This window comes from Streptomyces sp. NPDC030840, assembly GCF_055572015.1.
The window spans coordinates 54,497-77,427 of the sequence record NZ_JBVIEE010000018.1 but is presented as its reverse complement, the minus strand read 5'-3'; the positions used below and the strand labels follow the sequence as shown (position 1 = coordinate 77,427).

Genomic DNA, 22,931 nt, shown 5'->3' with positions numbered 1-22,931 from the left:
CCCATGCAGACGGAGCTGAGCAAGACACTCGGAGTCGAGCACGCCGTCTTCGGCTTCACGCCGTTCCCCGCCGTCGCCGCGGCCATCAGCCGGGCCGGTGGCTTCGGGGTGCTCGGCGCGGTCCGCTACACGGCCCCCGACGACCTCAAACGCGACCTCGACTGGATCGAGGCCCACGTCGACGGCAAGCCCTACGGCCTGGACGTCGTGATGCCGGCCAAGAAGGTGGAGGCCCCGAACAATCAGACACTGACCGAGGCCGACGTCGAGGCGATGATCCCGGAGGGCCACCGGCAGTTCGTCCAGGACACCCTCGCCAAGTACGGGGTGCCCGAACTCGCCGAGGGCGAGGCCTCAGGGTGGCGCATCACCGGCTGGATGGAGCAGGTCGCCCGCACCCAGCTCGACGTCGCCTTCGACTACCCGATCAAGCTGCTCGCCAACGCGCTCGGCTCGCCGCCCGCCGACGTCATCGACCGCGCCCACGAGCAGGACATCCTCGTCGCCGCGCTCGCCGGCAGCGCCCGCCACGCCCGCAAGCACGCGGACGCGGGCATCGACATCGTCGTCGCCCAGGGCTACGAGGCAGGCGGCCACACCGGCGAGATCGCCTCCATGGTGCTCACCCCCGAAGTCGTGGACGCCGTGGACCCGTTGCCCGTCCTGGCCGCGGGCGGGATCGGCAGCGGACAGCAGGTGGCGGCCGCCCTCGCCCTCGGCGCCCAAGGGGTGTGGCTGGGCTCCCTGTGGCTGACGACCACCGAGGCCGAACTCCCGTCGCCCAGGCTGATCGAGAAGCTGCTCGCCGCCGGATCGGGCGACACCGTCCGCTCCCGCGCGCTCACCGGAAAGCCCGCACGCCAGCTCCGCACCGAATGGACCGACGCCTGGGACGACCCGAGCGGACCGGGCGCACTCCCCATGCCGCTCCAGGGACTGCTGTGCGCCGAGGCCGTCTCCCGCATCCAGAAGTACGAGGTGGAACCACTCCTCGGCACCCCGGTCGGGCAGATCGTCGGCCGGATGAACAGCGAGCGCAGCGTCCAGCAGGTCTTCGACGACCTCACGCGCGGCTTCGAGAAGGCCGTCGACCGCGTCAACCGGATCGCCGGAAGGAGTGACGGACAGTGAGCCGAGCCCCCCACGGCTTCTGGGCCCAGGCCGCCGCCGAGCCCGACCGGACCGTCCTCATCGCACCCGACGGCGAGGAGTGGACCGCCGGGCGCCTCCACGCCGCCGCCAACCGTCTCGTCCACGGACTGCGCGCCGCCGGACTTCAGCGCGGTGACGCCTTCGCGGTCGTGCTCCCGAACGGTGTGGAGTTCCTGACCGCGTACCTCGCCGCCACCCAGGCCGGTCTCTACCTGGTTCCCGTCAACCACCACCTCGTGGGCCCCGAGATCGCCTGGATCGTCTCCGACTCGGGAGCCAAGGTGCTGATCGCGCACGAACGGTTCGCCGACGCCGCGCGCCACGCCGCCGACGAGGCCGGGCTGCCCGGCAGCCACCGGTACGCCGTCGGCACGGTCGAGGGCTTCAGGCCCTACGGCGAACTCCTCGACGGACAGCCCGAGTCGGCGCCCTCCGAGCGCACCCTCGGCTGGGTCATGAACTACACCTCGGGCACGACCGGACGCCCGCGCGGCATCCGGCGCCCGCTGCCCGGCAAACTCCCCGAGGAGTCCTACCTCGGCGGCTTCCTCGCCATCTTCGGCATCCAGCCGTACGACGGCAACGTGCACCTGGTGTGTTCGCCGCTCTACCACACGGCGGTCCTGCAGTTCGCGGGCGCTTCCCTGCACATCGGGCACCGGCTCGTGCTGATGGACAAGTGGACGCCCGAGGAGATGCTCCGCCTCATCGACACCCACAAGTGCACGCACACCCATATGGTCCCCACACAGTTCCACCGCCTGCTGGCCCTCCCGGAGCACATCAGGCAGTCGTACGACGTGTCGTCCATGCGGCACGCCATCCACGGTGCCGCTCCCTGCCCTGACCATGTGAAGCGGGCCATGATCGAGTGGTGGGGGCACAGCGTCGAGGAGTACTACGCGGCCAGCGAGGGAGGCGGCGCCTTCGCCACCGCCGAGGACTGGCTGAAGAAGCCCGGAACCGTCGGCAAGGCCTGGCCCATCAGTGAACTCGCGGTCTTCGACGACGACGGCAACCGGCTGGGACCCGGCGAACTCGGCACCGTCTACATGAAGATGAGCACCGGCGGCTTCTCGTACCACAAGGACGAGAGCAAGACGAAGAAGAACCGCATCGGCGACTTCTTCACCGTCGGCGACCTCGGCTACCTCGACGAGGACGGCTACCTCTTCCTCCGCGACCGCAAGATCGACCTGATCATCTCCGGCGGCGTCAACATCTACCCCGCCGAGATCGAGGCCGCCCTGCTCACCCACCCCGCCGTCGCCGACGCCGCCGCCTTCGGCATCCCGCACGACGACTGGGGCGAGGAGGTCAAGGCCGTCGTCGAGCCCGCCCCGGGCTTCCTGCCCGGCCCGGCGCTCGCGGAGGAGATCCTGAGCCACTGCGCGCGCGAGCTCGCCGGCTACAAACGCCCCAAGAGCGTCGACTTCATCGAGGCGATGCCCCGCGACCCCAACGGCAAGCTCTACAAACGACGGCTGCGCGAGCCGTACTGGGAAGGGCGGGCCAGGACCGTCTGAGGCGGCAGCAGGACGCGTGCGGGTCACCTACGGGTCCGGCCCGGAGGCGGGGGAGGGGTGTGGTGCCGCCACGGGGGACGCCACCACACTCCCGCACTCCGCACGGGTCAGCGGTGTTCGCTCACCCGGACCACCCTCAGCTTCGGCGAGGACAGGATGTCCTTCTCACAGAAGCGCGACGTCACCCACTTCTCACCGGAGAACAGCCGGGTCTGGTCGCTGTAGTGCGGCGAGCCGGGGTCCGACGACTGGGAGTACGTCAGGAGGGTGCGCGCCACCGGGCAACGGCCGCCGTCCCAGCCGACGGCCTGGATGTGGCTGGAGCCGAACGGCACCTCCGTGTAGGCGCCGGCCGCCGCGTCCCAGGTCGGCTCGATCACGTTCCACACACCGAGCCGTCCCGAGCCGCCCGGCACCGGGACGCGCTCCCCGCCGCGGACGACGAACTGGTGGGCGCCGAGCTTCGCGTCCAAGGCGATGCCAGAGGCCCGCAGTTCCGCCACCGTGTCGGCGAGGGCCGTGGCGAAGCCGGGCGCGTCGGTGTTGAGCGTGTGGGGCGTGCGGACCGGGTCCGCCGCCGAGAACGGCACCTTCCACAGGTGATTCGGGGGCACTGCCTGGGTCAGCTTCCGCCAGAACCGGTCGAAGAGCAGTGCTCCCCGGCTGTCGGTGTCCATGGTGCGGTCCCACGCCTTCAGCACGCCGCATGCCTCCGACACGTCAACGGCCCTGCCGTCACCGCCGGTCGCGGTACCGCCGGGCAGCGCGGCACACGCCCGGGCGGCGTCCTCGGCGGTGAGGTCGCCGGCGGGCGCCCGGTTGGCGAACTGCTGCCGTTGCAGGTCCCGTACGGTCAGACTGCCCCGCTCGGCCATCGCCCGCACCTCCTCGATCCCGCCGCGGGTGCGCAGACCGAGTTCGGTGCCGACCGTGCCGAAGACGCGCTCGTACCCGGTGACCGGCCGGTCGGGGTTGGTCATCCACGCGGTGCCGTTGGAGTTCTCCACGTACGGCGCGTCCTTGAGCGTCGGCATCCTGGACGGCCCGAAGATGCCCGGCTGTACGGCGTCGGGGTCGCTGCCGAGGGCGCAGTCGCCGCGTGAGCCGTCGAGGATCGCGATTCCCGACGCGGGATATGTCGTCTTCCCGAGTGTTGTCGAGCAGCGTGCCGCCACGTCGTCGGTAATGCGGGGGAGTACCTGTGACTGGGTGTAGAGGGAGTGACCCGCGCGGTCCGCTGCGATCGTGTTCACCCAGGGGATGCCCTGGTGACGGGCAAGGGACTTCGCCACGTCGTCCGTGCTCCGCGCCTTGCCGAAGCCGAGCGAGGTGTCGGCGAAGCGGAGGTTGCCGGCGTTGGGGTCGTGGAGGGCGTAGGCGGTCGTGGTGGTCCACGGCAGGGGGACCTGACTGCTGAGCGAGGTGACGACGGGGCCGTAGCGGGTCCACCACTGGGTGCGGGTCACCGGTGAGGCGTTCTTCACCGCGACGGTCACCGTCCGCCGGGTCATCTTCTCCGGCTCGCCGTCCACCAGGTACGTCGTCGGATCGGCCGGGTCCAGCGTCAACTGGTGGAAGTTGGCCGGAATGCCGGTGGAGACGGTGTGGCTCCACGCCACGTTCGCGTTGAAGCCGATGGAGATCGCCGGGGTGCCGAGCAAGGAGCCACCGGAGACGTTCAGCTCCCCGGGGATCGTCTGCTGCGACTGCCAGAACCGGCGCCCGCCCGCCCACGGGTAGTGCGGGTTGCCCAGCAGCAGACCGCTGCCGCTCGCCGTCGTGTCGCCGCGGAACGCCACCGCGTTCGAACCCATGCCGGGATCGCCCCAGAGCTCACCCGCCGCCTCCGCAACGGCCTTCGCGTCCGGCGTGCGAGCGGACCCGGACGACGGGGACGGCCGGGAGGAGCCGGTGGTGGATTCCGTCGGCGGCTGCGCGGTCGTGATCGTGTCCACGAAGCGCCCCTCACCGGAGATCGAGGCGATGGCGAGCCCGCGGGCGGCCACGTCGAGCTCGGTGACCGGCCGGACCCAGTCGGCGTCCTTGCAGGCGGGGTTGGTGATCTCGTTCTGCTCCAGCCAGGCGTTGTACCCGGCGGCCCAGCCGCGCATCATGTCCCGGGCCTCGCGGCTCGGGCCCACCGGAGGGGGCTCGGCGAGCAGCTTCTCCACCGTGCGGGCCTCGCGGACCCCGCGGAAGTACAGGTCGCCGGCGAGGTTGGTCCTGGCCGACGAGAGCGAGCCGTCGCCGGCCGCGTCCGCACCGAAGTACCGGGAGCGCTCGCCGCGCAGGGTCACGAAGCCGTCGGCGAGCGTGCACACCTCGTCGGCGGCCTGCGCCCAGCCCTCGCCGAAGCCGATCCCGGCGTGGTTCTTCGCGACGATGTGCGGGATGCCGTACTCGGTGTAGCGGATGACGGCGGAGAGGCCACCGTGCGAGGGGTTCTCCTGACGGCCCCGGCCGTCGGCCGCGGCGGCCGGCAGGGACCCGGCGGCGGTCAACACAACGGCGGCCGTGACCGCGAGCTGTCTCAGTCGGGCGTGCAAGTCGAGCCTCCCAACGTCCTTGGGGGAAGGGGAGGTTGAGCGTAACAACGGACAAATCCTCATGTCCGTGCGTACGTTCGGGGTGTGATGGGGTTGATCCACTTCAGGCCATGTACGCCGGGTCGCCGTGGCCGCGCGCCGCGCTTGACCCGCTCACACGGCGCAACGAGGATCGCGGCAAGGACAGCGGGACGAAGGAGCGGGGCATGACGGTGGCGGCGGGTCGCAGCGTGACGGTGGACGGGGTACTGCGGCGCAGCGCCCGGCGGACCCCCGCCCGCGTCGCGGTCCACTACGGCGAACGGTCCTGGAAGTACGCGGAGCTGGAGGACGCCGTCTCCCGCGCCGCCCAGGCGCTGCGCGACACCGGACTCGCCCCCGGAGACCGTGTCGGCGCCTACGGCCACAACTCGGACGCGTACCTGATCGCCTTCCTGGCCTGCGTGCGCGCGGGACTGGTCCATGTCCCCGTCAACCACAACCTGACCGGCGACGACCTGACGTACATCCTCGACCAGTCCGGCAGCACCCTCGTGCTGACGGACCCCCGTCTCGCCGGGCACCTCCCGGACGGCGTACGTACGCTGGCGCTGCGCGACACCGACGACTCGCTGCTCGCACGGCTCGCCACCACCGCCCCGTACGACGGGGAGGAGCCGCGCCCCGAGGACCTCGCGCAGCTGCTGTACACCTCGGGCACCACCGCGCTCCCCAAGGGCGCGATGATGTCGCACCGGGCGCTCGTGCACGAGTACCTCAGCGCCATCGCCGCGCTCGACCTCCAGGCGGGCGACCGGCCCGTGCACGCCCTGCCCCTGTACCACTCGGCGCAGATGCACGTCTTCCTGCTGCCGTACCTGGCGGTGGGCGCCGAGAACGTCATCCTCGACGCACCCGACGGCGACACGCTCTTCGACATGATCGAGACCGGCCGCGCGGACAGCGTGTTCGCCCCGCCCACCGTGTGGATCGGCCTGTCCAACCGGCCGGACTTCACCACCCGGGACCTGAGCGGACTGCGCAAGGCGTACTACGGGGCGTCGATCATGCCCGTGCCCGTCCTGGAGCGGCTGAGGGAGCGGCTGCCCAGGCTCGCCTTCTACAACTGCTTCGGACAGAGCGAGATCGGCCCCCTGTCCATGGTCCTCGGGCCGTACGAGCACAAGGGGCGCATGGACTCCTGCGGGCGGCCCGTGCTGTTCGTCGAGGCGCGGGTCGTCGACGAGTCCGGCAAGGACGTGCCCGACGGGGAGCAGGGCGAGATCGTCTACCAGTCGCCGCAACTGTGCGACGGCTACTGGGAGAAGCCGGACGAGACGGCCCACGCCTTCCGTGACGGGTGGTTCCGCTCCGGGGACCTCGCCGTGCGGGACGCCGAGGGGTACTTCACGATCGTCGACCGGGTGAAGGACGTCATCAACTCCGGTGGCGTCCTGGTCGCCTCGCGCCAGGTCGAGGACGCGCTCTACACGCACGAGCAGGTCGCGGAGGTCGCCGTGATCGGCCTGCCCGACGACAAGTGGATCGAGGCCGTGACCGCCGTCGTCGTCCGCCGCGGGGAAGTGACGGAGGACGACCTGCTGGCCCACGCCCGCGAGAGGCTCGCCGGTTTCAAGGCGCCCAAGAAGGTCCTGTTCGTCGACGAGCTGCCGCGCAACGCGAGCGGGAAGATCCTGAAGAGGGAACTGCGGGACCGGTTCGCGGAGGCCGGAGAAGCCTGAGAGCGGTTCCGGTGGGCCGCCGGGGGCATAGGATCACCCCGTGACAACCGGCGTTCGAAGCGCGAACTCGCGTGCGCGCTCCCGGCCTTGGCCTCCAGGTTGTCCGCCACAGTTCATGCCTCGGCTGAGGAGACGGAGCCCATGACCGACCACGCGACCACGCCCGAACCCACGGCGAAGCGGAAGATCGACACCTCGGTCCCGCACTCGGCCAGGATCTGGAACTACTGGCTCGGCGGCAAGGACAACTACCCCGTGGACGAGGAGGCCGGCGACGCGTACACCGCCGTCTTCCCCGGCATCGTCACGATCGCCCGGAGCAGCCGGGCCTTCCTCGGCCGCAACATCCGCTACCTGGTCGAGGAGGCGGGCATCCGGCAGTTCCTCGACGTCGGGACCGGGCTGCCGACCGTGGACAACACCCATGAGGTCGCCCAGCGGCTCGCTCCGGAGTCCAGGATCGTCTACGTCGACAACGACCCGCTTGTCCTCGCGCACGCGCGTGCCCTGCTCTACTCCTCCCCGGAGGGGGCGACCGCCTATGTGGACGCCAGCCTGTACGAGCCCGAGCGCATCCTGGCCGCCGCCGCCCAGACGCTGGACCTCTCCCGCCCCACCGCCCTGATCTTCAGCGGCATCCTGGGGCACGTCGGTGACTACGACCAGGCGCGCTCGATCGTCGGCGGGCTCGTGGACGCCGTGCCGTCCGGCAGCTACCTGTCCGTCAACGAGGGTTCGCGAGGCACCGATCCGGACTACGAGCAGGCGCAGGACGCCTACAACGAGACCGGCGCGGTTCCGTACTACCTGCGGCCCGTGGACCAGATCGAGGCCTTCTTCGACGGTCTGGAACTGGTGGAGCCGGGGGTCGTCTCGGTGCCGCTGTGGCGGCCGGAGGCGAGTGAGCCGGCTCCGGTGCCGATCGGCCAGCACGGCGGCCTGGCCCGCAAGCCCTGAGTTCCACCGGGCCGGGTTGATCGCCCCCGCCGCCCTTTCCCGTCCCGTCCCTGGGGGCTGCGCCCCCAGGCCCCCACTGTCGGCCTTGCGGCCTCGTCCTCAAACGCCGGACGGGCTGGAAAATCCAGCCCCTCGGGGGCACCCCACAGCGGTAGCTCGACCGAGACCGACACCCCGATCCCCTCCTTCACCGAGGCGGCGATGACCCGCGCCGCCTCGTCCCGGACCACCGGCCCCGCCCCGCCCCGCACCGAGCCTCGGCCCGCACGGTGAGCGCGTCGAGCCGGCCCTCGCGGGTCAGCAGCAGCTGGAAATGAGGGGCGACTCCCGGCGTACGCAGCACCAACTGCTCGATACGGCGACGCCGACCCGCATTTTTAGCCGCTTGCGGTGATCGCCCCGAGGCCGTCAGGATCTTCGGCATGCCCACCTTCACCGCTCCCGACGGGACCGAACTCGCCTACCACCTGAGGGGGCGCGGGGAGCCGCTCGTCGTACTCCCGGGTGGGCCGATGCGGGCTTCCGAGTACCTCGGTGATCTGGGGGGACTGGATGCCCATCGGCAACTCGTGCTGCTCGATCTGCGCGGCACCGGGCAGTCGGCCGTGCCGCGGGACCGCACGACGTACCGGTGCGACCGGCTCGTCGGCGACGTGGAGGCGCTGCGCGTGCGGCTGGGTCTGGAACGGATGGACGTGCTCGCGCACTCGGCGGGCGGAAGCCTCGCCATGAGGTACGCCGCCAGGCACCCGGAGCGGGTGGCGCGACTCGCCCTGATAACGGCGACGCCCTGGGCACTCGGGATGCCGGCGACCGTCGAGGACAGGCTGGAGGCGGCCGGGCTGCGCGAGGGCGAGCCGTGGTTCGAGGACGCGTACCCGGCGTTCGAGGCGGCCTGGACCGGACAGGGCTCCCAGGACGACGACATCATGGCGTACGCGCCGTTCTTCTACGGCCGTTGGGACGCCGCCGCCAGGGCGCACATGGCCGCCGACGAGCACCAGGTCAACGAGGAGGCCGCCGAGCTGTACGGCTCCGAGGGGGCCTACGACCCACCGGCGACGCGGGCCGCTCTCGCCGAACTCGACGCGCCGGTGCTCGTGTACGCCGCCGAACTCGACGGCGGCCCCCGCCCCGCACTCGCGCGTCGTGTCGCCGGCCTGTTCGCCGACGCCGAGTTCGCTGTCCAGCCCGGTGCGGGCCACTACCCGTGGCTGGACGACCCCGAGTGGTTCGTGGGACGCGTCGCGGCGTTCTTCGGACGGCCCTGAGCGGCCGGCCAGGGGCGTCCGGGGGCCCCTCTCGGCGCGCGCTCAGCCCGGCTCCAGCACGTACGTGCTGCGGGAATCGGGGTCCCCGTAGAGGAAGAACAGGACGAGACCCTTCTCGTGGCGGTCCAGTTCCAGCGTCCACGTGTACCGCTCGGGCGCGGGACCGCCGTCGTCATCGAGGGTGGTGTCCGCCGCGTCGGCGCGCTCCTCCCGGGAAGTGGGCGCGTCGAGGCGCAGCCGGACGTGCTGCCCGTCGCTCCAGCCGACGTCGTCGGTGAGGCTCCAGGTCCCGGTTCCGGACAGGCGCCACCGGTCGTAGTAGTCCCACTCCTGACCGTCCAGCCGAGTGATCACCGCCGTGCCGTCGGGTTTCAGTTCGACGCGGGTGCCCTCGACGCAGCGCCAGGTCCCCGTGAGCTCGGACCGCCGTACGTCCGAGACGCCCGGTACCTCGTCGTACATGTGCGGATTGCAGCCGACCAGGAGCAGCACGGCCCCTGCCATGGCGACCGCCGGGCCTCCACGCCTCCAGCGCCCCATCGTCATCCCGCCCCCGTAGCCCCGTTCCCGCGTGACGGACTGAACGCGACACGCCCGGGAGGCGAGTGGCGCCGACAGCATCCTGCCAGCAGATCTGAACGTGTTCAACTTTGCTGGGGAGGGTCAGCGATCCGCCGCGGCCGCCACCGACCGCGCCCACCGGTAGTCCGCCTTGCCGCTGGGGGAGCGCTGGATGGTGTCCGTGACCACCAGCTGGCGGGGGATCTTGTAGCCGGCGAGACGGGCCCGGCAGTGGGACTGGATGTCCTCCAGGGACAACAGGGGCGCACCCTCGCGCAGTTGGATTACGGCCGCGACGTGGTTGCCCCATGTCGCGTCCGGCACCCCGGCGACCAGCGCGTCGTACACGTCCGGATGGGCCTTGAGGGCCTGTTCGACCTCCTCCGGGTACACCTTCTCGCCGCCGGTGTTGATGCACTGGGAGCCCCGGCCGAGGACCGTGACGACGCCGTCCTCGTCGACGGTCGCCATGTCGCCGAGGAGGACCCAGCGTTCGCCGTCCTTCTCGAAGAAGGTCTCGGCCGTTTTCCGCGGGTCGTTGTAGTAACCCAGCGGTACGTGCCCGCGCTGGGCGACGCGCCCCGGCACACCGGGCGGCACCGGCTCGTACGTGGCCGGATCGACGACCTGTGTACGGGAGTTGACGCGGATCCGGAAGCCGCGCTCCGGGCCCGAGTCCGCCGTCGCCGTGCCGTTGAAACCGGACTCCGAGGAGCCGAAGTTGTTCAGCAGCATCACGTTCGGCACGAGTGCCTGGAACTGCTCCCGCACCGTGTCCGACATGACCGCGCCGGACGACGACACGCTGAACATCGAGGAGCAGTCCGTGCCCTTCATCGGCCCGTTCAGCGCGTCGATCAGCGGCCGGAGCATCGCGTCGCCCACCAGCGACATGCTGGTGACTTTCTCCTTCTCGATCGTCCGCAGGACCTCCTCCGGTACGAACTTCCGGTGCAGGACGACCCGTTGGCCGAAGTTGAAGCCGATGAACGCCGTGAGCGTCGACGTGCCGTGCATGAGCGGGGGAGTGGGGAAGAAGGTGATCCCGTCCCCGCCGGCCGCGACCCGCTCGGCGAGCTCCTCCGGCTTCTTCACCGGCTCGCCGGTCGGCGCGCCGCCGCCCAGACCCGAGAAGAACAGGTCCTCCTGACGCCACATCACCCCCTTGGGCATGCCCGTCGTGCCGCCGGTGTAGATGATGAACTGGTCGTCCCCCGAGCGCGCGGGGAACCCTCGTTCGGGGGAACCGGCCGCCTCCGCGTCGGCGAAGTCCATCGCGTCCAGGGCCGGGGCGTCCGGTCCGGGCGTGCCGACCCGGACGAGGTGCCGCAACGCCGAGGCCCGCGGCAGCGCCGCCGCCACCCGCCCGGTGAACTCCGCGTCGAAGACGAGTCCCACCAGATCCGCGTCGCGGTAGAGGTAGACCAGTTCCTCCTCCACGTAACGGTAGTTGACGTTGACCGGCACGACGCGCGCCTTCAGGCAGCCCAGGACGGCCTGCAGGTACTCGACGCCGTTGTAGAGGTGGAGCCCCACGTGCTCACCGGGGCGTATCCCGCTGTCGATCAGATGGTGACCGACGCGGTTCGCCGCCGCGTCCAGTTCCGCGTACGTCAGGCGGCGCTCGGCGCCCGTACCGGGGTGGTCGATGTACACGAGGGCCTCGCGGCCCGGGACCACGTCGACGACCGACTCGAACAGGTCGGCAAGGTTGTACTCCACCGCTCCTCCTCACCTCGAACGTCCACGGCTGCCGTGCTGACTCGCCGGTCATCAGAGCAAAGGCGGCCACAAGTGGGAAGGGTCCGCGCACAAGAAATCTGACTGACTGTCAGAAAACCCTTGAAGTGGACCGTCGCCTACTGCAACCTGTTCTCGTTCTGACACAGGGAGGTCGGCGATGGGTGGGACGGAACACCTCACCGTGCAGCGCGAGGGCGCCACACTGGTGCTCACGCTCAACAGGCCGGAAGCGAAGAACGCGCTCTCGTTGCCCATGCTCGTCGGGCTGTACGACGGCTGGGTCGAGGCCGACGCGGACGACTCGGTCCGCTCGATCGTCCTCACCGGCGCGGGCGGCACGTTCTGCGCGGGCATGGACCTCAAGGCCCTCGCCGGGAAGGGCATGGAAGGACAGCAGTACCGCGACCGGCTCACGGCGGACCCCGACCTGCACTGGAAGGCGATGCTGCGCCACCACCGCCCCCGCAAGCCGGTGATCGCCGCCGTCGAGGGACACTGCGTCGCCGGCGGGACGGAGATGCTCCAGGGCACCGACATCCGGGTCGCGGGCGAGTCCGCCACCTTCGGCCTCTTCGAGGTCAGGCGCGGCCTGTTCCCCATCGGCGGCTCCACGGTCCGCCTCCAGCGCCAGATCCCGCGCACCCACGCCCTGGAGATGCTGCTCACCGGCCGCCCGTACACCGCCCTGGAGGCCGCAGGCGCCGGGCTCGTCGGACACGTCGTCCCCGACGGGACCGCGCTCGCCAAGGCCCTGCAGATCGCCGAGCAGATCAACGCCTGCGGCCCGCTCGCCGTCGAGGCGGTCAAGGCCTCCGTGTACGAGACCGCCGAGATGACCGAGACCGACGGACTCGCCGCGGAACTCGAGCGCGGCTGGCCGATCTTCGACACCGCCGACGCCAAGGAGGGCTCCCGCGCCTTCGCGGAGAAGCGCCCGCCCGTGTACAAGCGCGCGTAGGCGCTCCGCCTGAGGCCGGTTCACAGTGCGGGTTCGTTGTGGCCGGTCGCGCCCACGCGGCGGAGCCGCAGATGTCACAGCCCCGCGCCCCCTCAGGGGCGCGGAGCCCCAGTTCCGTGAGGAGATGCCGTGCCCGAAGTCCTCAAAGCCCCGCTTGTCGTCGAGTTCCCTTTCACCCGCTCGCTCGGCCCCGTGCAGAGCGCCTTTCTCACCGGGCTGCGGGAAGGCGTCGTCCTGGGTGTGAGGACCGGCGACGGCCGCGTCCTCGTCCCACCCGTCGAGTACGACCCGGTCACCGCCGAGGAGATCCGCGACCTCGTGGAGGTCGCCCCCACCGGCACCGTCACCACCTGGGCCTGGAACCACGCCCCACGCCGCGGCCAGCCCCTCGGCACGCCCTTCGCCTGGGTCCTGGTGAAACTCGACGGCGCCGACACGGCCCTCCTGCACGCCCTCGACGCCCCCGGCCCCGACGCCGTGCACACCGGAATGCGCGTACGTGTCCGCTGGGCCGCCGAACGCGCCGGCGCCATCACGGACATCGCCTGCTTCGAGCCGTACGACGGCGACAGCGCCCCCGAACCCACGGGCCACCGCGGCGAGTTCGAGGACATGGTGACGGGCATCGTCGCCGCCGCCCGCCTCGACTACACCTACTCGCCCGGCCGCGCCCAGTCCGCCTACATCGCCGCGCTCTCCGGCCGGCGGTGCGTCGGCGAACGCTGCCCTTCCTGCCGCAAGGTGTACGTCCCGCCCAGGGGTGCCTGCCCCACCTGCGGCGTCGCCACGTCCGAGCAGGTCGAGGTCGGTCCCGCGGGCACCGTCACCACCTTCTGCATCGTCAACATCAAGGCCAAGAACCTGGACATCGAAGTCCCGTACGTCTACGCGCACATCGCCCTCGACGGCGCCGACCTCGCCCTGCACGGACGCATCGCCGGCATCCCCTACGACCAGGTGCGCATGGGCCTGCGCGTCGAACCGGTGTGGACCGAGGGCGCCCGCTACCCCGACCACTACCGGCCCACCGGCGAACCCGACGCGGACTACGACACGTACAAGGAGCTGTTGTGACAGGCCAGGGAGCCAACGACGTACGTGACATCGCCGTGGTCGCCTTCGCCCAGACCGACCACCGCCGCACCAGCGAGGAGCTCTCCGAGGTGGAGATGCTCATGCCCGTCCTGCACGAGGTGCTTGAGGCCACCGGCCTGAAGACCGCCGACATCGGCTTCACGTGCTCCGGCTCCTGCGACTACCTAGCGGGCCGGGCCTTCTCGTTCACCATGGCCCTCGACGGCGTCGGCGCCTGGCCGCCGATCTCCGAGTCCCACGTGGAGATGGACGGCGCGTGGGCGCTGTACGAGGCGTGGACCAAGCTGCTCAGCGGGGACGCGGACACCGCCCTGGTCTACTCGTACGGGAAGTCCTCGCCCGGCTCCGTGCGCGATGTGCTGACCCGCCAGCTGGACCCGTACTACGTGGCCCCGCTGTGGCCCGACTCCGTGGCGCTGGCCGCGCTCCAGGCGCAGGCGCTCATCGACGCGGGCGAGACGGACGAGCCCGCACTGGCCGGTGTCGCCGCCCGCAGCCGAGCCTGCGCGACCTCCAACTCCCACGCGCAGCTGAGCGGTTCGGTACCGCACGGCGACTATCTGGTGCGCCCGTTGCGCAAAGGGGACTGCCCGCCCATCGGTGACGGAGCCGCAGCCGTGATCCTCGCGGCGGGGGAGCGGGCCCGTGAACTGTGCGAGCGGCCCGCCTGGATCCGGGGCATCGACCACCGCGTCGAGGCGCACGGACTGGGAGTACGCGACCTGACCGACTCGCCGTCCGCGCGGCTGGCCGCCGAGAGGGCCGGAGCCTTCGAACGGCCCGTCGACACAGCCGAGTTGCACGCTCCCTTCACCTCGCAGGAAGTGGTCCTGCGCAAGGCACTCCGGCTCGACGACGGCGTCACCGTCAACCCCTCGGGAGGAGCCCTCGCCGCCAACCCCGTGATGGCCGCGGGCCTGATCCGCATCGGTGAGGCCGCCGCCCGCATCCACCGGGGCGAGTCCGACCGGGCGCTCGCCCACGCGACGTCGGGCCCCTGTCTGCAACAGAACCTGGTCGCCGTCCTGGAAGGGGAGTCATGAGCGCCATGAGCAAGGAGCCCGTGGCAGTCGTCGGGATCGGCCAGACCAAGCACGTGGCGGCCCGCCGCGACGTGTCGATCGCCGGACTCGTGCGCGAGGCGGCCCGACGTGCCCTTGACGACGCCGAGTTGACCTGGGCCGACATCGACGCCGTCGTCATCGGCAAGGCGCCCGACTTCTTCGAGGGCGTGATGATGCCCGAGCTGTACCTCGCCGACGCGCTCGGCGCGGTGGGCAAGCCCATGCTCCGGGTGCACACCGCCGGCTCGGTGGGCGGGTCGACCGCGCTCGTCGCCGCGAACCTCGTCGCCGCCCGGGTCCACGGCACCGTCCTGACCCTCGCCTTCGAGAAGCAGTCCGAGTCGAACGCCATGTGGGGGCTCTCGCTGCCGATCCCGTTCCAGCAGCCCCTGCTGGCGGGCGCGGGCGGTTTCTTCGCCCCGCACGTGCGCGCGTACATGCGACGCAGTGGGGCGCCCGACACGGTCGGCTCGCTCGTCGCGTACAAGGACCGGCGCAACGCCCTCAAGAACCCCTACGCGCACCTCCACGAGCACGACATCACCCTGGAGAAGGTCCAGGCCTCGCCCATGCTCTGGGACCCGATCCGCTACTCGGAGACCTGCCCCTCCTCCGACGGTGCCTGCGCGATGGTGCTCACCGACCGCGCGGGCGCCGCCCGTTCGCCGAGGCCGCCCGCCTGGATGCTCGGCGGGGCCATGCGCAGCGAACCCACCCTCTTCGCCGGCAAGGACTGCGTCTCGCCGCAGGCGGGCAAGGACTGCGCGGCCGACGTGTACCGGCAGGCGGGCATCGCCGACCCGCGCCACGAGATCGACGCGGTCGAGATGTACGTGCCGTTCTCCTGGTACGAGCCCATGTGGCTGGAGAACCTGGGCTTCGCCGACGAGGGCGAGGGCTGGAAGCTCACGGAGTCGGGGGTGACCGAACTCGACGGCGACCTGCCGGTCAACATGTCGGGCGGTGTGCTGTCCACCAACCCGATCGGCGCGTCCGGGATGATCCGGTTCGCCGAGGCCGCGCTCCAGGTCCGTGGTCAGGCGGGAGAACACCAGGTGGACAGGGCCCGTCGCGTGCTCGGACACGCCTACGGCGGGGGATCGCAGTTCTTCTCGATGTGGCTCGTGGGCGCCGAACCGCCGGCCTGACGAACCTCCGCCCCGCGTGGCCTGTTGGCGACGGAGACCGATCGCTAGTCTGGCGGCGGACGACGAACCGGGAGGAGCACAACCGTGGCCGAGACCACCATGGAGCAGCATTCGCTCGCGGGCTGGCACAAGCCGGACCTGGACCTCAGCAACGCCGAGTGGCGGTCCAGCAGCCAGGGGCGGGGCGACGTCCAGATCGCCTTCGTGGAAGGCTTCATCGCGATGCGCAACAGCGGCCGGCCCGAGAGCCCCTCCCTGATCTTCACGCCCGCGGAGTGGGGCGCGTTCATGTCGAACGCGCGCGAGGGGGAGTTCGACCTGACCTGAGGCACACAGCGATGGGGGCGGGGTGAGGGCGGCGTGTAACCCGCGTACCGCGCCCTCGGCCCCGCCCCCGACGCTTCGGTACGGCGGTTGCGGGCCCAGTCGCCGACAACGTCACCGGGTGCCTGCGAGTGCATGCGAGTGCCCCTGCGCTGGGCGAACGGGCTGGCCGTCGTGCGGCCGCCCTCGTCGCCGCGCGCTGTCCGCGTGCCATGGCGCGTGCCTTGTTCGCCGCGCCGTCTGCGCCCCCGCCTGCCGCGCTGCGTGTGCGGCTTCCTTGAAAAGCCCCTGCGGCCAAGCAGTGGGTGTTTTTCGTCTGCCCGTTCAGGCCCGGCGGCCCGCCGCGGGGTCGTTGTGGCTGAGCGCGCCCACGCGGCGGAGCCGCATGAAGTCACAGCCCCGCGCCCCTCACGGGACGCACCCAGTCGGCGTCCAGTCGCTGTCCAGTCCCCCCTCATAGCTTGTGGCCGCCGGGCCAAGGGCTCGGCGCGGCGGAGCATGCCGCACACGCTCCTACCCGCCCCACACGCTCAACGGGAGGAATGACCGATGAAATCAGGGCTCAGCAAGAGAATGGCCGCGGCGATCGCGACCGTGTCCGCCGTCGCCGCGCTCGTGGTGGCAGGGGCCCCGGGCACCAGCCACGCCGCGACCCCCCGCCTCCAGGCGTTCACGCTCACGCCCAACGGCAAGACGATGGCCGCGTTCTGGACCGATCAGCCCGGCGTGCTCAACTGGGTCAAGACCGTCACCGGGCTCGTCGGCGACACCAGCCTGATCGGAATCGACTTCCGCGTACAGAACGGCCTCCTGTACGGCGTCGGCGACAAGGGCGGCGTCTACACGATCACGTGGCCGCCGGTGACCGCGAACGTGGTCGTCACCAAGGTCTCCCAGCTCAGCGTTCCGCTGCAGGGCACGAACTTCGGTGTCGACTTCAACCCCGCGGCCGACCGGCTGCGCATCGTCGGTAACACCGGCCAGAACCTGGCGCACAACCTCGCCAACAACCAGACGGCCACGAACACCCCGCTGACCACGGACGGCGCGACGACCCATGGCGTCAGTGCCGTCGCCTACACGAACAACGACCTGAACGGCGCCACGAACACCACGCTGCACGACATCAACACGAACACGGACCAGCTCCTCATCCAGTCGCCGCCCGCCAACGGCCTGCTGGTGGCGACAGGCTCGCTGGGCGCGGACGCCGGCCCCAACTCCGGCTTCGACATCTTCAGCGACCTGTCCGCCGGCAAGACGATCTCCAACACGGGCTTCGCCACCCTGCTCTCGCCGGACGGCAGCACCGCGACGTTCAACACCGTCGACCTGTCCACCGGGGAGACGACCTACATCGACACGTTCCCGATCCCCGTGTCCGAGGTGGCCGTCGCACTCGACCCCAACCCCTGAGATCCCAGATTCGGGATCCCGTGCCCGACCCACGACCGGCCGGCAGGCCGGTGATGGTGAGCCCGCTCCGCCGCACCTCCCGGGGGCGGGCCCACCACGGTCCGCAGATGCCGAGGTGAGACGCCCGCGGCGAGCGAGCAGTGATCAAGGATCGCAGGCCGGGCCCCGAACCGGTTTCGCCGCCGGGCACGTACCATTGCGGCATGTCCTTCCTCCGCCGCCGCAGCGCCACCCCCGCCGGGCCCGACTTCGACGTACTGGCCATGGACCCGGGCGACTGGCCGGGCAACCTCGGCGCGGGCCTGCTGCCCGCCCCCGACGGCAGCTGCCAGGGCGTCTTCCTGCGCTACGACCTGTTCGGCGGCCGGGGCCCCGCGATGATCATCGGCAACCTCCCGGAGGGCTCCCCGGCGCGGGACACCGCCGAGGGCGAGGTCCCCTTCGAGGTGGCCCAGCTGCTGCTGGCGCTGGAGAACGACGAGGAGATCACCGTCGTCGGTTCCGAGGACATGCCGGTGATGCAGGGAGACAACCTCCTGATCGTCCGCCGCCTGAAGCTCTCCGAGAGCCGCATCTCCTGCGTCCAGTTCGACCGCAGTGACAACGTCCTGGTGACCATCGCCGCCTGGGACCGCCCCATCACGGACGATCTGTACGCGCTGCTGAAGCCGCTGCCTGCGGAGCTGTTCCAGCAGGGCTGACCGGCTGGCGGGCGTACCGGACCGGCTCGTGGGCGTACCGCGTTCTTGTCATGCCCCTTGTTACCCCAGTCATCCGACCATTACGGTCCCGGGCATGTCACCTGAGATGTCCCGGAGAGCGACTTTGAAGAGCGCGCTTGGCGGCGCCGGTGCCCTGACGGTGAGCGGGGGAGCCCTCGCGCAGCCCGCAGTAGCCGCTGATTCATCCCATGTATCCGCCGAGCGGGTTGCTCCCTTGGAGCTGTGGTACGCCGCTCCCGCCTCCGACTGGGAGCGCGAGGCCCTGCCCATCGGAGGCGGGGCGCTCGGCGCCATGGTGTTCGGCACGCTCGCCTCCGAGCGGCTGCAGCTCAACGAGAAGACCCTGTGGACCGGAGGCCCCGGCTCCGTCCAGGGCTACCACCACGGCGACTGGACCGAGCCCCGTCCCGGCGCGATCGAGGACGTCCAGGAGCGGATCGACGCCGAGACCGAGGTCGACCCCGACTCCGTCGCCGCCCGCCTCGGCCAGCCGCGGGTCGGCTATGGCGCCCACCAGACGTTCGGCGACCTCCACCTCGACCTGCCCGGCGCACCTACGGACACCCCCGCCGGCTACCGGCGCGCCCTCGACCTGCGTGACGCCGTGGCGACCGTGACGTACACGGACGGACAGAGACGCCACACGAGGGAGTTCTTCGCCTCCCACCCGGACGGCGTGATCGCCGGCCACCTGACCGGAGGCGTCACCCTCACCCTGCGCTACACCTCGCCCCGCTCCGACTTCACGGCGACGGCCACCGGCGACCGGATCACCGTGCGCGGTGCCCTCGCCGACAACGGCCTGAAGTTCGAGGCGCAGATCCGGGTCCACCAGAAAGGAGGCGCCCTCACCGCGAACGCGGACGGAACACTCACCGTCACGGACGCCGACAACGTCTGGTTCGTCGTCGCGGCGGGCACCGACTACGCCGACACCTACCCCGACTACCGGGGCGACGACCCGCACCGGGCCGTGACGAAGGCCGTCGACGAGGCGTTCCGCAAGGGGTACCTGAAGCTCCGGGCACGCCACGTCCGCGACCACCGAGCCCTCTTCGAGCGGGTCGCGCTCGACATCCGCGCCGACATCCCGGACGTCCCCACGAACGAACTGCTGGCGAACTACACCGGTGGAAAGACCGCGGCGGACCGCGCCCTCGAGGCGCTGCACTTCCAGTACGGCCGCTACCTCCTCATCGCCTCCTCCCGCCCCGGCTCCCTGCCCGCGAACCTCCAGGGCGTCTGGAACCACAGCACCACACCCCCCTGGTCGGCGGACTACCACGTCAACATCAACCTCCAGATGAACTACTGGCCGGCCGAGGCCGCCAACCTCGCCGAGACCACCGCCCCGTACGACCGCTTCGTGGAGGCCCTGCGAGCGCCCGGCCGGCATACGGCGAAGGAGATGTTCGGCTCGCGCGGCTGGGTCGTCCACAACGAGACCAACCCCTACGGCTTCACCGGCGTGCACGACTGGGCGACCGCGTTCTGGTTCCCGGAGGCGGCCGCCTGGGTGACCCAGCAGATGTACGAGCACTACCGCTTCGGTGGCTCCACGGCGTACCTGCGCTCCACCGCGTACCCCGTGATGAAGGAGGCCGCCGAGTTCTGGCTCGACAACCTGCGCATCGACCCCCGTGACGGCACCCTCGTCGTGACACCCAGCTACTCGCCGGAGCACGGGGACTTCACGGCGGGCGCGGCCATGTCGCAGCAGATCGTGCACGACCTGCTCACCAACACCCTGGAGGCGGCCAGGATTCTGGGCGACTCCCCCTCCTTCCGCGAGCAGCTCACCGCCGCGCTCGACAAGCTGGACCCGGGCCTGCGTATCGGCTCATGGGGGCAACTGCAGGAGTGGAAGGCCGACCTGGACGACCCGAACGACGACCATCGCCATGTCTCCCACCTGTTCGCCCTGCACCCCGGCCGTCAGATCGAGCCGGGCAGCGAGTGGGCCGAGGCGGCGAAGGTCTCGCTCACCGCGCGTGGTGACGGCGGGACCGGCTGGTCCAAGGCCTGGAAGATCAATTTCTGGGCCCGGCTCCGCGACGGCGACCACGCCCACAAGATGCTCCGCGAACAGCTCAGGTCCTCCACCCTGCCGAACCTCTGGGACACCCATCCGCCGTTCCAGATCGACGGCAACTTCGGCGCCACCGCGGGAGTCGTGGAGATGCTCCTGCAGAGCCACCACGACGCGATCGAGATCCTCCCCGCGCTCCCCGCCGTTTGGCCCGACGGCTCGGTCCGCGGTCTGCGCGCCCGGGGCGGCGCCACGGTCGGCATCGACTGGGCCGGCGGCAAGGCCACCCGTATCGGACTCACCGCGTCCCGGACGAGACAACTCACCGTGCGCAGCGACCTGTTGCCGGACGGAAGGACCACCTTCAAGGCGGTCGCAGGGCGAAGGTACGAGTGGGCAGCCGGGGGCTGACGGTCTCCGGCCGGATGACGGGCGGCGGCTCGTGACCGCCGCGAGCGTGCGGGCCGGTGCCGTCCGACCGCCGCGCTGCCGCAGGGGTGCCGGGTCCGGGCCGATGCCCGGACCCGGCACCACCTGGTTGCCTCAAGCGCCCGCAGGCAGCACCGCCACGTCGGCGGCCCTCACGTACGCCACCCGGTGACCGAACTGGATCTCGAAGTACTGGTCCTTGCCGGTGACGACCCGGTGCGGAGTCGTGTCGAAGGTCGGTGCGTAGAAGTACTCGCCGGGCACCTTGTCGCCGATCACGTACCGCTGGCCCTTGAGCAGCTTGTACGGCAGCGGCGACACCGACTGGACCGGTACGCCCGCGGGATAGGCCTCGGCCTCCGGGTACGCGCGGCCGTACACCGGGATCTCGGAGAGGTCCTTCCTCGGCGTCACGACCAGCCCGGAGGCGCTGACGGCCGTCGGCTGCGCCTTGGGGTTCCTGAACCAGGCCTTCTGGCCCAGGTACCAGATCGCCGTCCAGTCACCCGCGCGGTCCGCCACGGCGTACTGCTGGCCGGTGGAGACGCGCGAGCCGACGTCGTTCACGTCGATCGTCGAGGGACTGCCGTCCGGCCGCAGACCGATGTCCTGGACCAGGGGCGCGCTCTCGTCGGGCTGCGTGCGGAGGCGTACGGTGCTGGAGCCGTGGACCGCGCACGGCTCGCCCTTCTTGACGCACCCCGTGAACTCCGGCCGGTTCTCCGCGAAGTCGGGGGCGATCGTGACCAGGCCGCCCTTCGGGCCCGCCGTCGCCCTGAACGGCCGGCCCAGCAGGGTGAAGTAGTGCTGCCAGTCCCAGTACGGGCCCGGGTCGGTGTGCATGCCCGGGATCGTCGCGGAGGTGGGGCCGGGCACCGTGTCGTGGCCGAGGATGTGCTGCCGGTCCAGCGGGATGCGGTACTTCTTGGCGAGGTACGTCACCAGGCGCGCCGACGTCCGGTACATGGCCTCGGTGTACCAGGCGTCGGGCGAGGCGAGGAAGCCCTCGTGCTCCAGACCGACCGACTTGGCGTTGACGTACCAGTTGCCCGCGTGCCAGGCCACGTCCTTCGTCTTCACATGCTGAGCGATGTGACCGTCGGTCGAGCGCAGCGAGTAGTGCCACGAGACGTAGGTCGGGTCCTGGACCAGCTTGAGCGTGGTGTCCCAGGTGGCCTCGGTGTCGTGGATGACGATGTACTTGACGCTCTGCGACGTGGGGCGGTCGGCCAGGTCGTGGTTGCCGTAGTCACCGTCGCCGAACTCCTCGTACGGCGCCGGGATCCACTCGCAGGCCACGGTCCGGGGACATTCCGTGCCGTCGGCCGCAGCGGGGCGCAGCCCGGCCCGCGCGAGCTGCCCGGTGTCGGGGCTCACGCCGGGCTCGGCGGCGAGCGCGACCCGCTGGCCGGCGTCCGTGGTGCGCCGCTCCCCCTCCCGGATCACCGCGAAGACGTCGTTCGCGTACGCCGCGGCCGTGGCGCTGTCGTCGGCGCCGGAGAATCTCGCGACCGCCCCGTACCAGTCGGCCGGGTCGTCGCTCAGCGGCTCGCCGAGCTCGCGCTGCGCGGCCGCGAGGAGCGCGGCGCCGCCGGCGACGTTGGCCGCGGCGTCGGTGCGCAGTTCCCCGGCGGGGAGTCCGGTCAGCTCGGCCGCCCTGGTCAGGGTCCGCAGGCGGGCAGGCAGCTCGGACTCCTTCGGGAGACCGGTCCCGGCCGGCAGCGCCGCCCGGGAGTCGTCGCCGCGGGCGTCCTCCGTGCCCTCGCTGTGGTGCGGGGCCTCGGCGAGGGCCGTCCGGGCGTCGGTGAGGTGCATCGGCCCGTAACCGCCCGAGACACTGGGCGCCCCGCCGTGCGCGTCCCAGCGGGACTGCAGGTACGATACGCCGAGCAGCACGCTCTGCGGGACGTCGTACTCGGCGGCCGCGGACGCGAAGGCGCTCTGCAGCCGGGTGGCGGAGGGCTGCTCGGCGGTGCCGGGCGGGGCCGCGCCGAGCAGCGGCAGCAGCAACGCCGCCGAGGCGGTGGCCAGCGCCGTCCGCTGGACGCGTCTGCGCCCTGCGGTGGGCCTGCGGTCGGTGGGGGATCCTCGCAAAGCAGCCTCCTGGGACGGTCGAGCGGGACGGGACGCGCGGCGCCGGGTGTGTCAGTGCCATCGGCGGTCCGACTATCCGTCAATCATGCCCAGGCGGATACCATTTCCCATGCCAGTCGAGGGACGAGCGGTTTCGTGGCGCCCCACGGCCGGGCACATGGCGAAGGTCCGCGGC

Annotated in this window: 17 protein-coding genes and 1 pseudogene; 13 read left to right on the top strand and 5 right to left on the bottom strand. The window is 71.2% G+C overall.

All coding sequences use genetic code 11. From position 1 onward, the window contains the following. Positions 1–3: 3 nt before the first annotated feature. Together ACZ49J_RS31515 and ACZ49J_RS31510 are read left to right on the top strand one after the other, a co-directional pair. Positions 4–1,131, top strand: a complete 1,128-nt coding sequence (locus ACZ49J_RS31515; RefSeq protein WP_467454013.1) for an NAD(P)H-dependent flavin oxidoreductase — start codon at positions 4–6, stop codon at positions 1,129–1,131. Then, the gene (locus tag ACZ49J_RS31510) at positions 1,128–2,678 is read left to right on the top strand and encodes an acyl-CoA synthetase (protein WP_467454014.1); all 1,551 of its coding nucleotides are present in this window, start codon (positions 1,128–1,130) and stop codon (positions 2,676–2,678) included. The genes ACZ49J_RS31515 and ACZ49J_RS31510 overlap by 4 nt, the downstream gene beginning before the upstream one ends. 107 nt (positions 2,679–2,785) lie before the next feature. On the opposite strand, the gene ACZ49J_RS31505 is transcribed toward ACZ49J_RS31510, so the two are convergent. Then, on the bottom strand, positions 2,786–5,224 hold the full coding sequence (locus tag ACZ49J_RS31505) for a penicillin acylase family protein (RefSeq protein WP_467454015.1): 2,439 nt from the start codon (positions 5,222–5,224) through the stop codon (positions 2,786–2,788). Between the two features lie 206 nt (positions 5,225–5,430). Between ACZ49J_RS31505 and ACZ49J_RS31500 the strand changes: the two genes are divergently transcribed. After that, complete coding sequence (locus ACZ49J_RS31500) at positions 5,431–6,945, top strand: acyl-CoA synthetase (protein WP_467454016.1); 1,515 nt, start codon at positions 5,431–5,433, stop codon at positions 6,943–6,945. 141 nt (positions 6,946–7,086) lie between these two features. Next, positions 7,087–7,902 carry an SAM-dependent methyltransferase gene (locus ACZ49J_RS31495; protein WP_467454017.1) on the top strand — a complete coding sequence of 272 codons (816 nt, stop codon included), beginning with the start codon at positions 7,087–7,089 and terminating at the stop codon, positions 7,900–7,902. 152 nt (positions 7,903–8,054) lie between these two features. Here the strand turns inward: ACZ49J_RS31495 and ACZ49J_RS31490 are convergent. Beyond that, positions 8,055–8,260 (bottom strand): annotated as a pseudogene (locus ACZ49J_RS31490) (acyl-CoA synthetase family protein); the annotation flags it as partial. Positions 8,261–8,324: 64 nt separating this feature from the next. Between ACZ49J_RS31490 and ACZ49J_RS31485 the strand changes: the two are divergent. Beyond that, positions 8,325–9,173: an alpha/beta fold hydrolase gene (locus ACZ49J_RS31485; RefSeq protein WP_467454018.1), complete on the top strand. Its 849-nt coding sequence runs from the start codon at positions 8,325–8,327 to the stop codon at positions 9,171–9,173. Between the two features lie 42 nt (positions 9,174–9,215). Here ACZ49J_RS31485 and ACZ49J_RS31480 read toward each other — a convergent pair whose 3' ends face one another. Both ACZ49J_RS31480 and ACZ49J_RS31475 read right to left on the bottom strand, forming a co-directional pair. Further along, entirely contained in the window at positions 9,216–9,677 is a 462-nt protein-coding gene (locus tag ACZ49J_RS31480) for a hypothetical protein (RefSeq protein WP_467454019.1), read from the bottom strand. Positions 9,678–9,836: 159 nt separating this feature from the next. Next, entirely contained in the window at positions 9,837–11,456 is a 1,620-nt protein-coding gene (locus tag ACZ49J_RS31475; RefSeq protein WP_467454020.1) for an acyl-CoA synthetase, read from the bottom strand. A 178-nt stretch (positions 11,457–11,634) separates the two neighbouring features. On the opposite strand from ACZ49J_RS31475, the gene ACZ49J_RS31470 reads away from it, so the two are divergent. The 8 genes from ACZ49J_RS31470 to ACZ49J_RS31435 all read left to right on the top strand — a co-directional run bounded on the left by ACZ49J_RS31470 (position 11,635) and on the right by ACZ49J_RS31435 (position 20,644). Next, complete coding sequence (locus ACZ49J_RS31470) at positions 11,635–12,435, top strand: crotonase/enoyl-CoA hydratase family protein (RefSeq protein WP_467454021.1); 801 nt, start codon at positions 11,635–11,637, stop codon at positions 12,433–12,435. 129 nt (positions 12,436–12,564) lie between these two features. Further along, positions 12,565–13,509: a Zn-ribbon domain-containing OB-fold protein gene (locus ACZ49J_RS31465; RefSeq protein ID WP_467454022.1), complete on the top strand. Its 945-nt coding sequence runs from the start codon at positions 12,565–12,567 to the stop codon at positions 13,507–13,509. Next, a complete protein-coding gene (locus tag ACZ49J_RS31460) occupies positions 13,506–14,573 on the top strand; it encodes a thiolase domain-containing protein (protein WP_467454023.1) in 1,068 nt (355 codons plus the stop codon). The genes ACZ49J_RS31465 and ACZ49J_RS31460 overlap by 4 nt, the downstream gene beginning before the upstream one ends. Positions 14,574–14,578: 5 nt before the next feature. Continuing rightward, entirely contained in the window at positions 14,579–15,742 is a 1,164-nt protein-coding gene (locus ACZ49J_RS31455) for a thiolase domain-containing protein (protein ID WP_467454024.1), read from the top strand. Positions 15,743–15,826: 84 nt separating this feature from the next. Beyond that, the gene (locus ACZ49J_RS31450) at positions 15,827–16,069 is read left to right on the top strand and encodes a DUF397 domain-containing protein (protein WP_467454025.1); all 243 of its coding nucleotides are present in this window, start codon (positions 15,827–15,829) and stop codon (positions 16,067–16,069) included. A 546-nt stretch (positions 16,070–16,615) separates the two neighbouring features. Next, the gene (locus ACZ49J_RS31445) at positions 16,616–17,482 is read left to right on the top strand and encodes a DUF4394 domain-containing protein (protein ID WP_467454026.1); all 867 of its coding nucleotides are present in this window, start codon (positions 16,616–16,618) and stop codon (positions 17,480–17,482) included. Between the two features lie 203 nt (positions 17,483–17,685). Beyond that, the gene (locus tag ACZ49J_RS31440; protein ID WP_467454027.1) at positions 17,686–18,183 is read left to right on the top strand and encodes a hypothetical protein; all 498 of its coding nucleotides are present in this window, start codon (positions 17,686–17,688) and stop codon (positions 18,181–18,183) included. Positions 18,184–18,307: 124 nt separating this feature from the next. Next, on the top strand, positions 18,308–20,644 hold the full coding sequence (locus tag ACZ49J_RS31435) for a glycoside hydrolase family 95 protein (RefSeq protein ID WP_467454028.1): 2,337 nt from the start codon (positions 18,308–18,310) through the stop codon (positions 20,642–20,644). A gap of 132 nt (positions 20,645–20,776) precedes the next feature. Here the strand turns inward: ACZ49J_RS31435 and ACZ49J_RS31430 are convergent, their stop codons facing one another. Beyond that, on the bottom strand, positions 20,777–22,756 hold the full coding sequence (locus ACZ49J_RS31430) for an N-acetylmuramoyl-L-alanine amidase (RefSeq protein ID WP_467454029.1): 1,980 nt from the start codon (positions 22,754–22,756) through the stop codon (positions 20,777–20,779). Positions 22,757–22,931: the final 175 nt, after the last annotated feature.

Coding starts and splice junctions, on each gene's coding strand:
- ACZ49J_RS31485 (WP_467454018.1), top strand. CDS start 8,325: ATGCCCACCTTCACCGCTCCCGACGGGACCGAACTCGCCTACCACCTG.
- ACZ49J_RS31455 (WP_467454024.1), top strand. CDS start 14,579: ATGAGCAAGGAGCCCGTGGCAGTCGTCGGGATCGGCCAGACCAAGCAC.
- ACZ49J_RS31445 (WP_467454026.1), top strand. CDS start 16,616: ATGAAATCAGGGCTCAGCAAGAGAATGGCCGCGGCGATCGCGACCGTG.
- ACZ49J_RS31440 (WP_467454027.1), top strand. CDS start 17,686: ATGTCCTTCCTCCGCCGCCGCAGCGCCACCCCCGCCGGGCCCGACTTC.
- ACZ49J_RS31495 (WP_467454017.1), top strand. CDS start 7,087: ATGACCGACCACGCGACCACGCCCGAACCCACGGCGAAGCGGAAGATC.
- ACZ49J_RS31515 (WP_467454013.1), top strand. CDS start 4: ATGCAGACGGAGCTGAGCAAGACACTCGGAGTCGAGCACGCCGTCTTC.
- ACZ49J_RS31470 (WP_467454021.1), top strand. CDS start 11,635: ATGGGTGGGACGGAACACCTCACCGTGCAGCGCGAGGGCGCCACACTG.
- ACZ49J_RS31500 (WP_467454016.1), top strand. CDS start 5,431: ATGACGGTGGCGGCGGGTCGCAGCGTGACGGTGGACGGGGTACTGCGG.
- ACZ49J_RS31480 (WP_467454019.1), bottom strand. CDS start 9,677: ATGGCAGGGGCCGTGCTGCTCCTGGTCGGCTGCAATCCGCACATGTAC.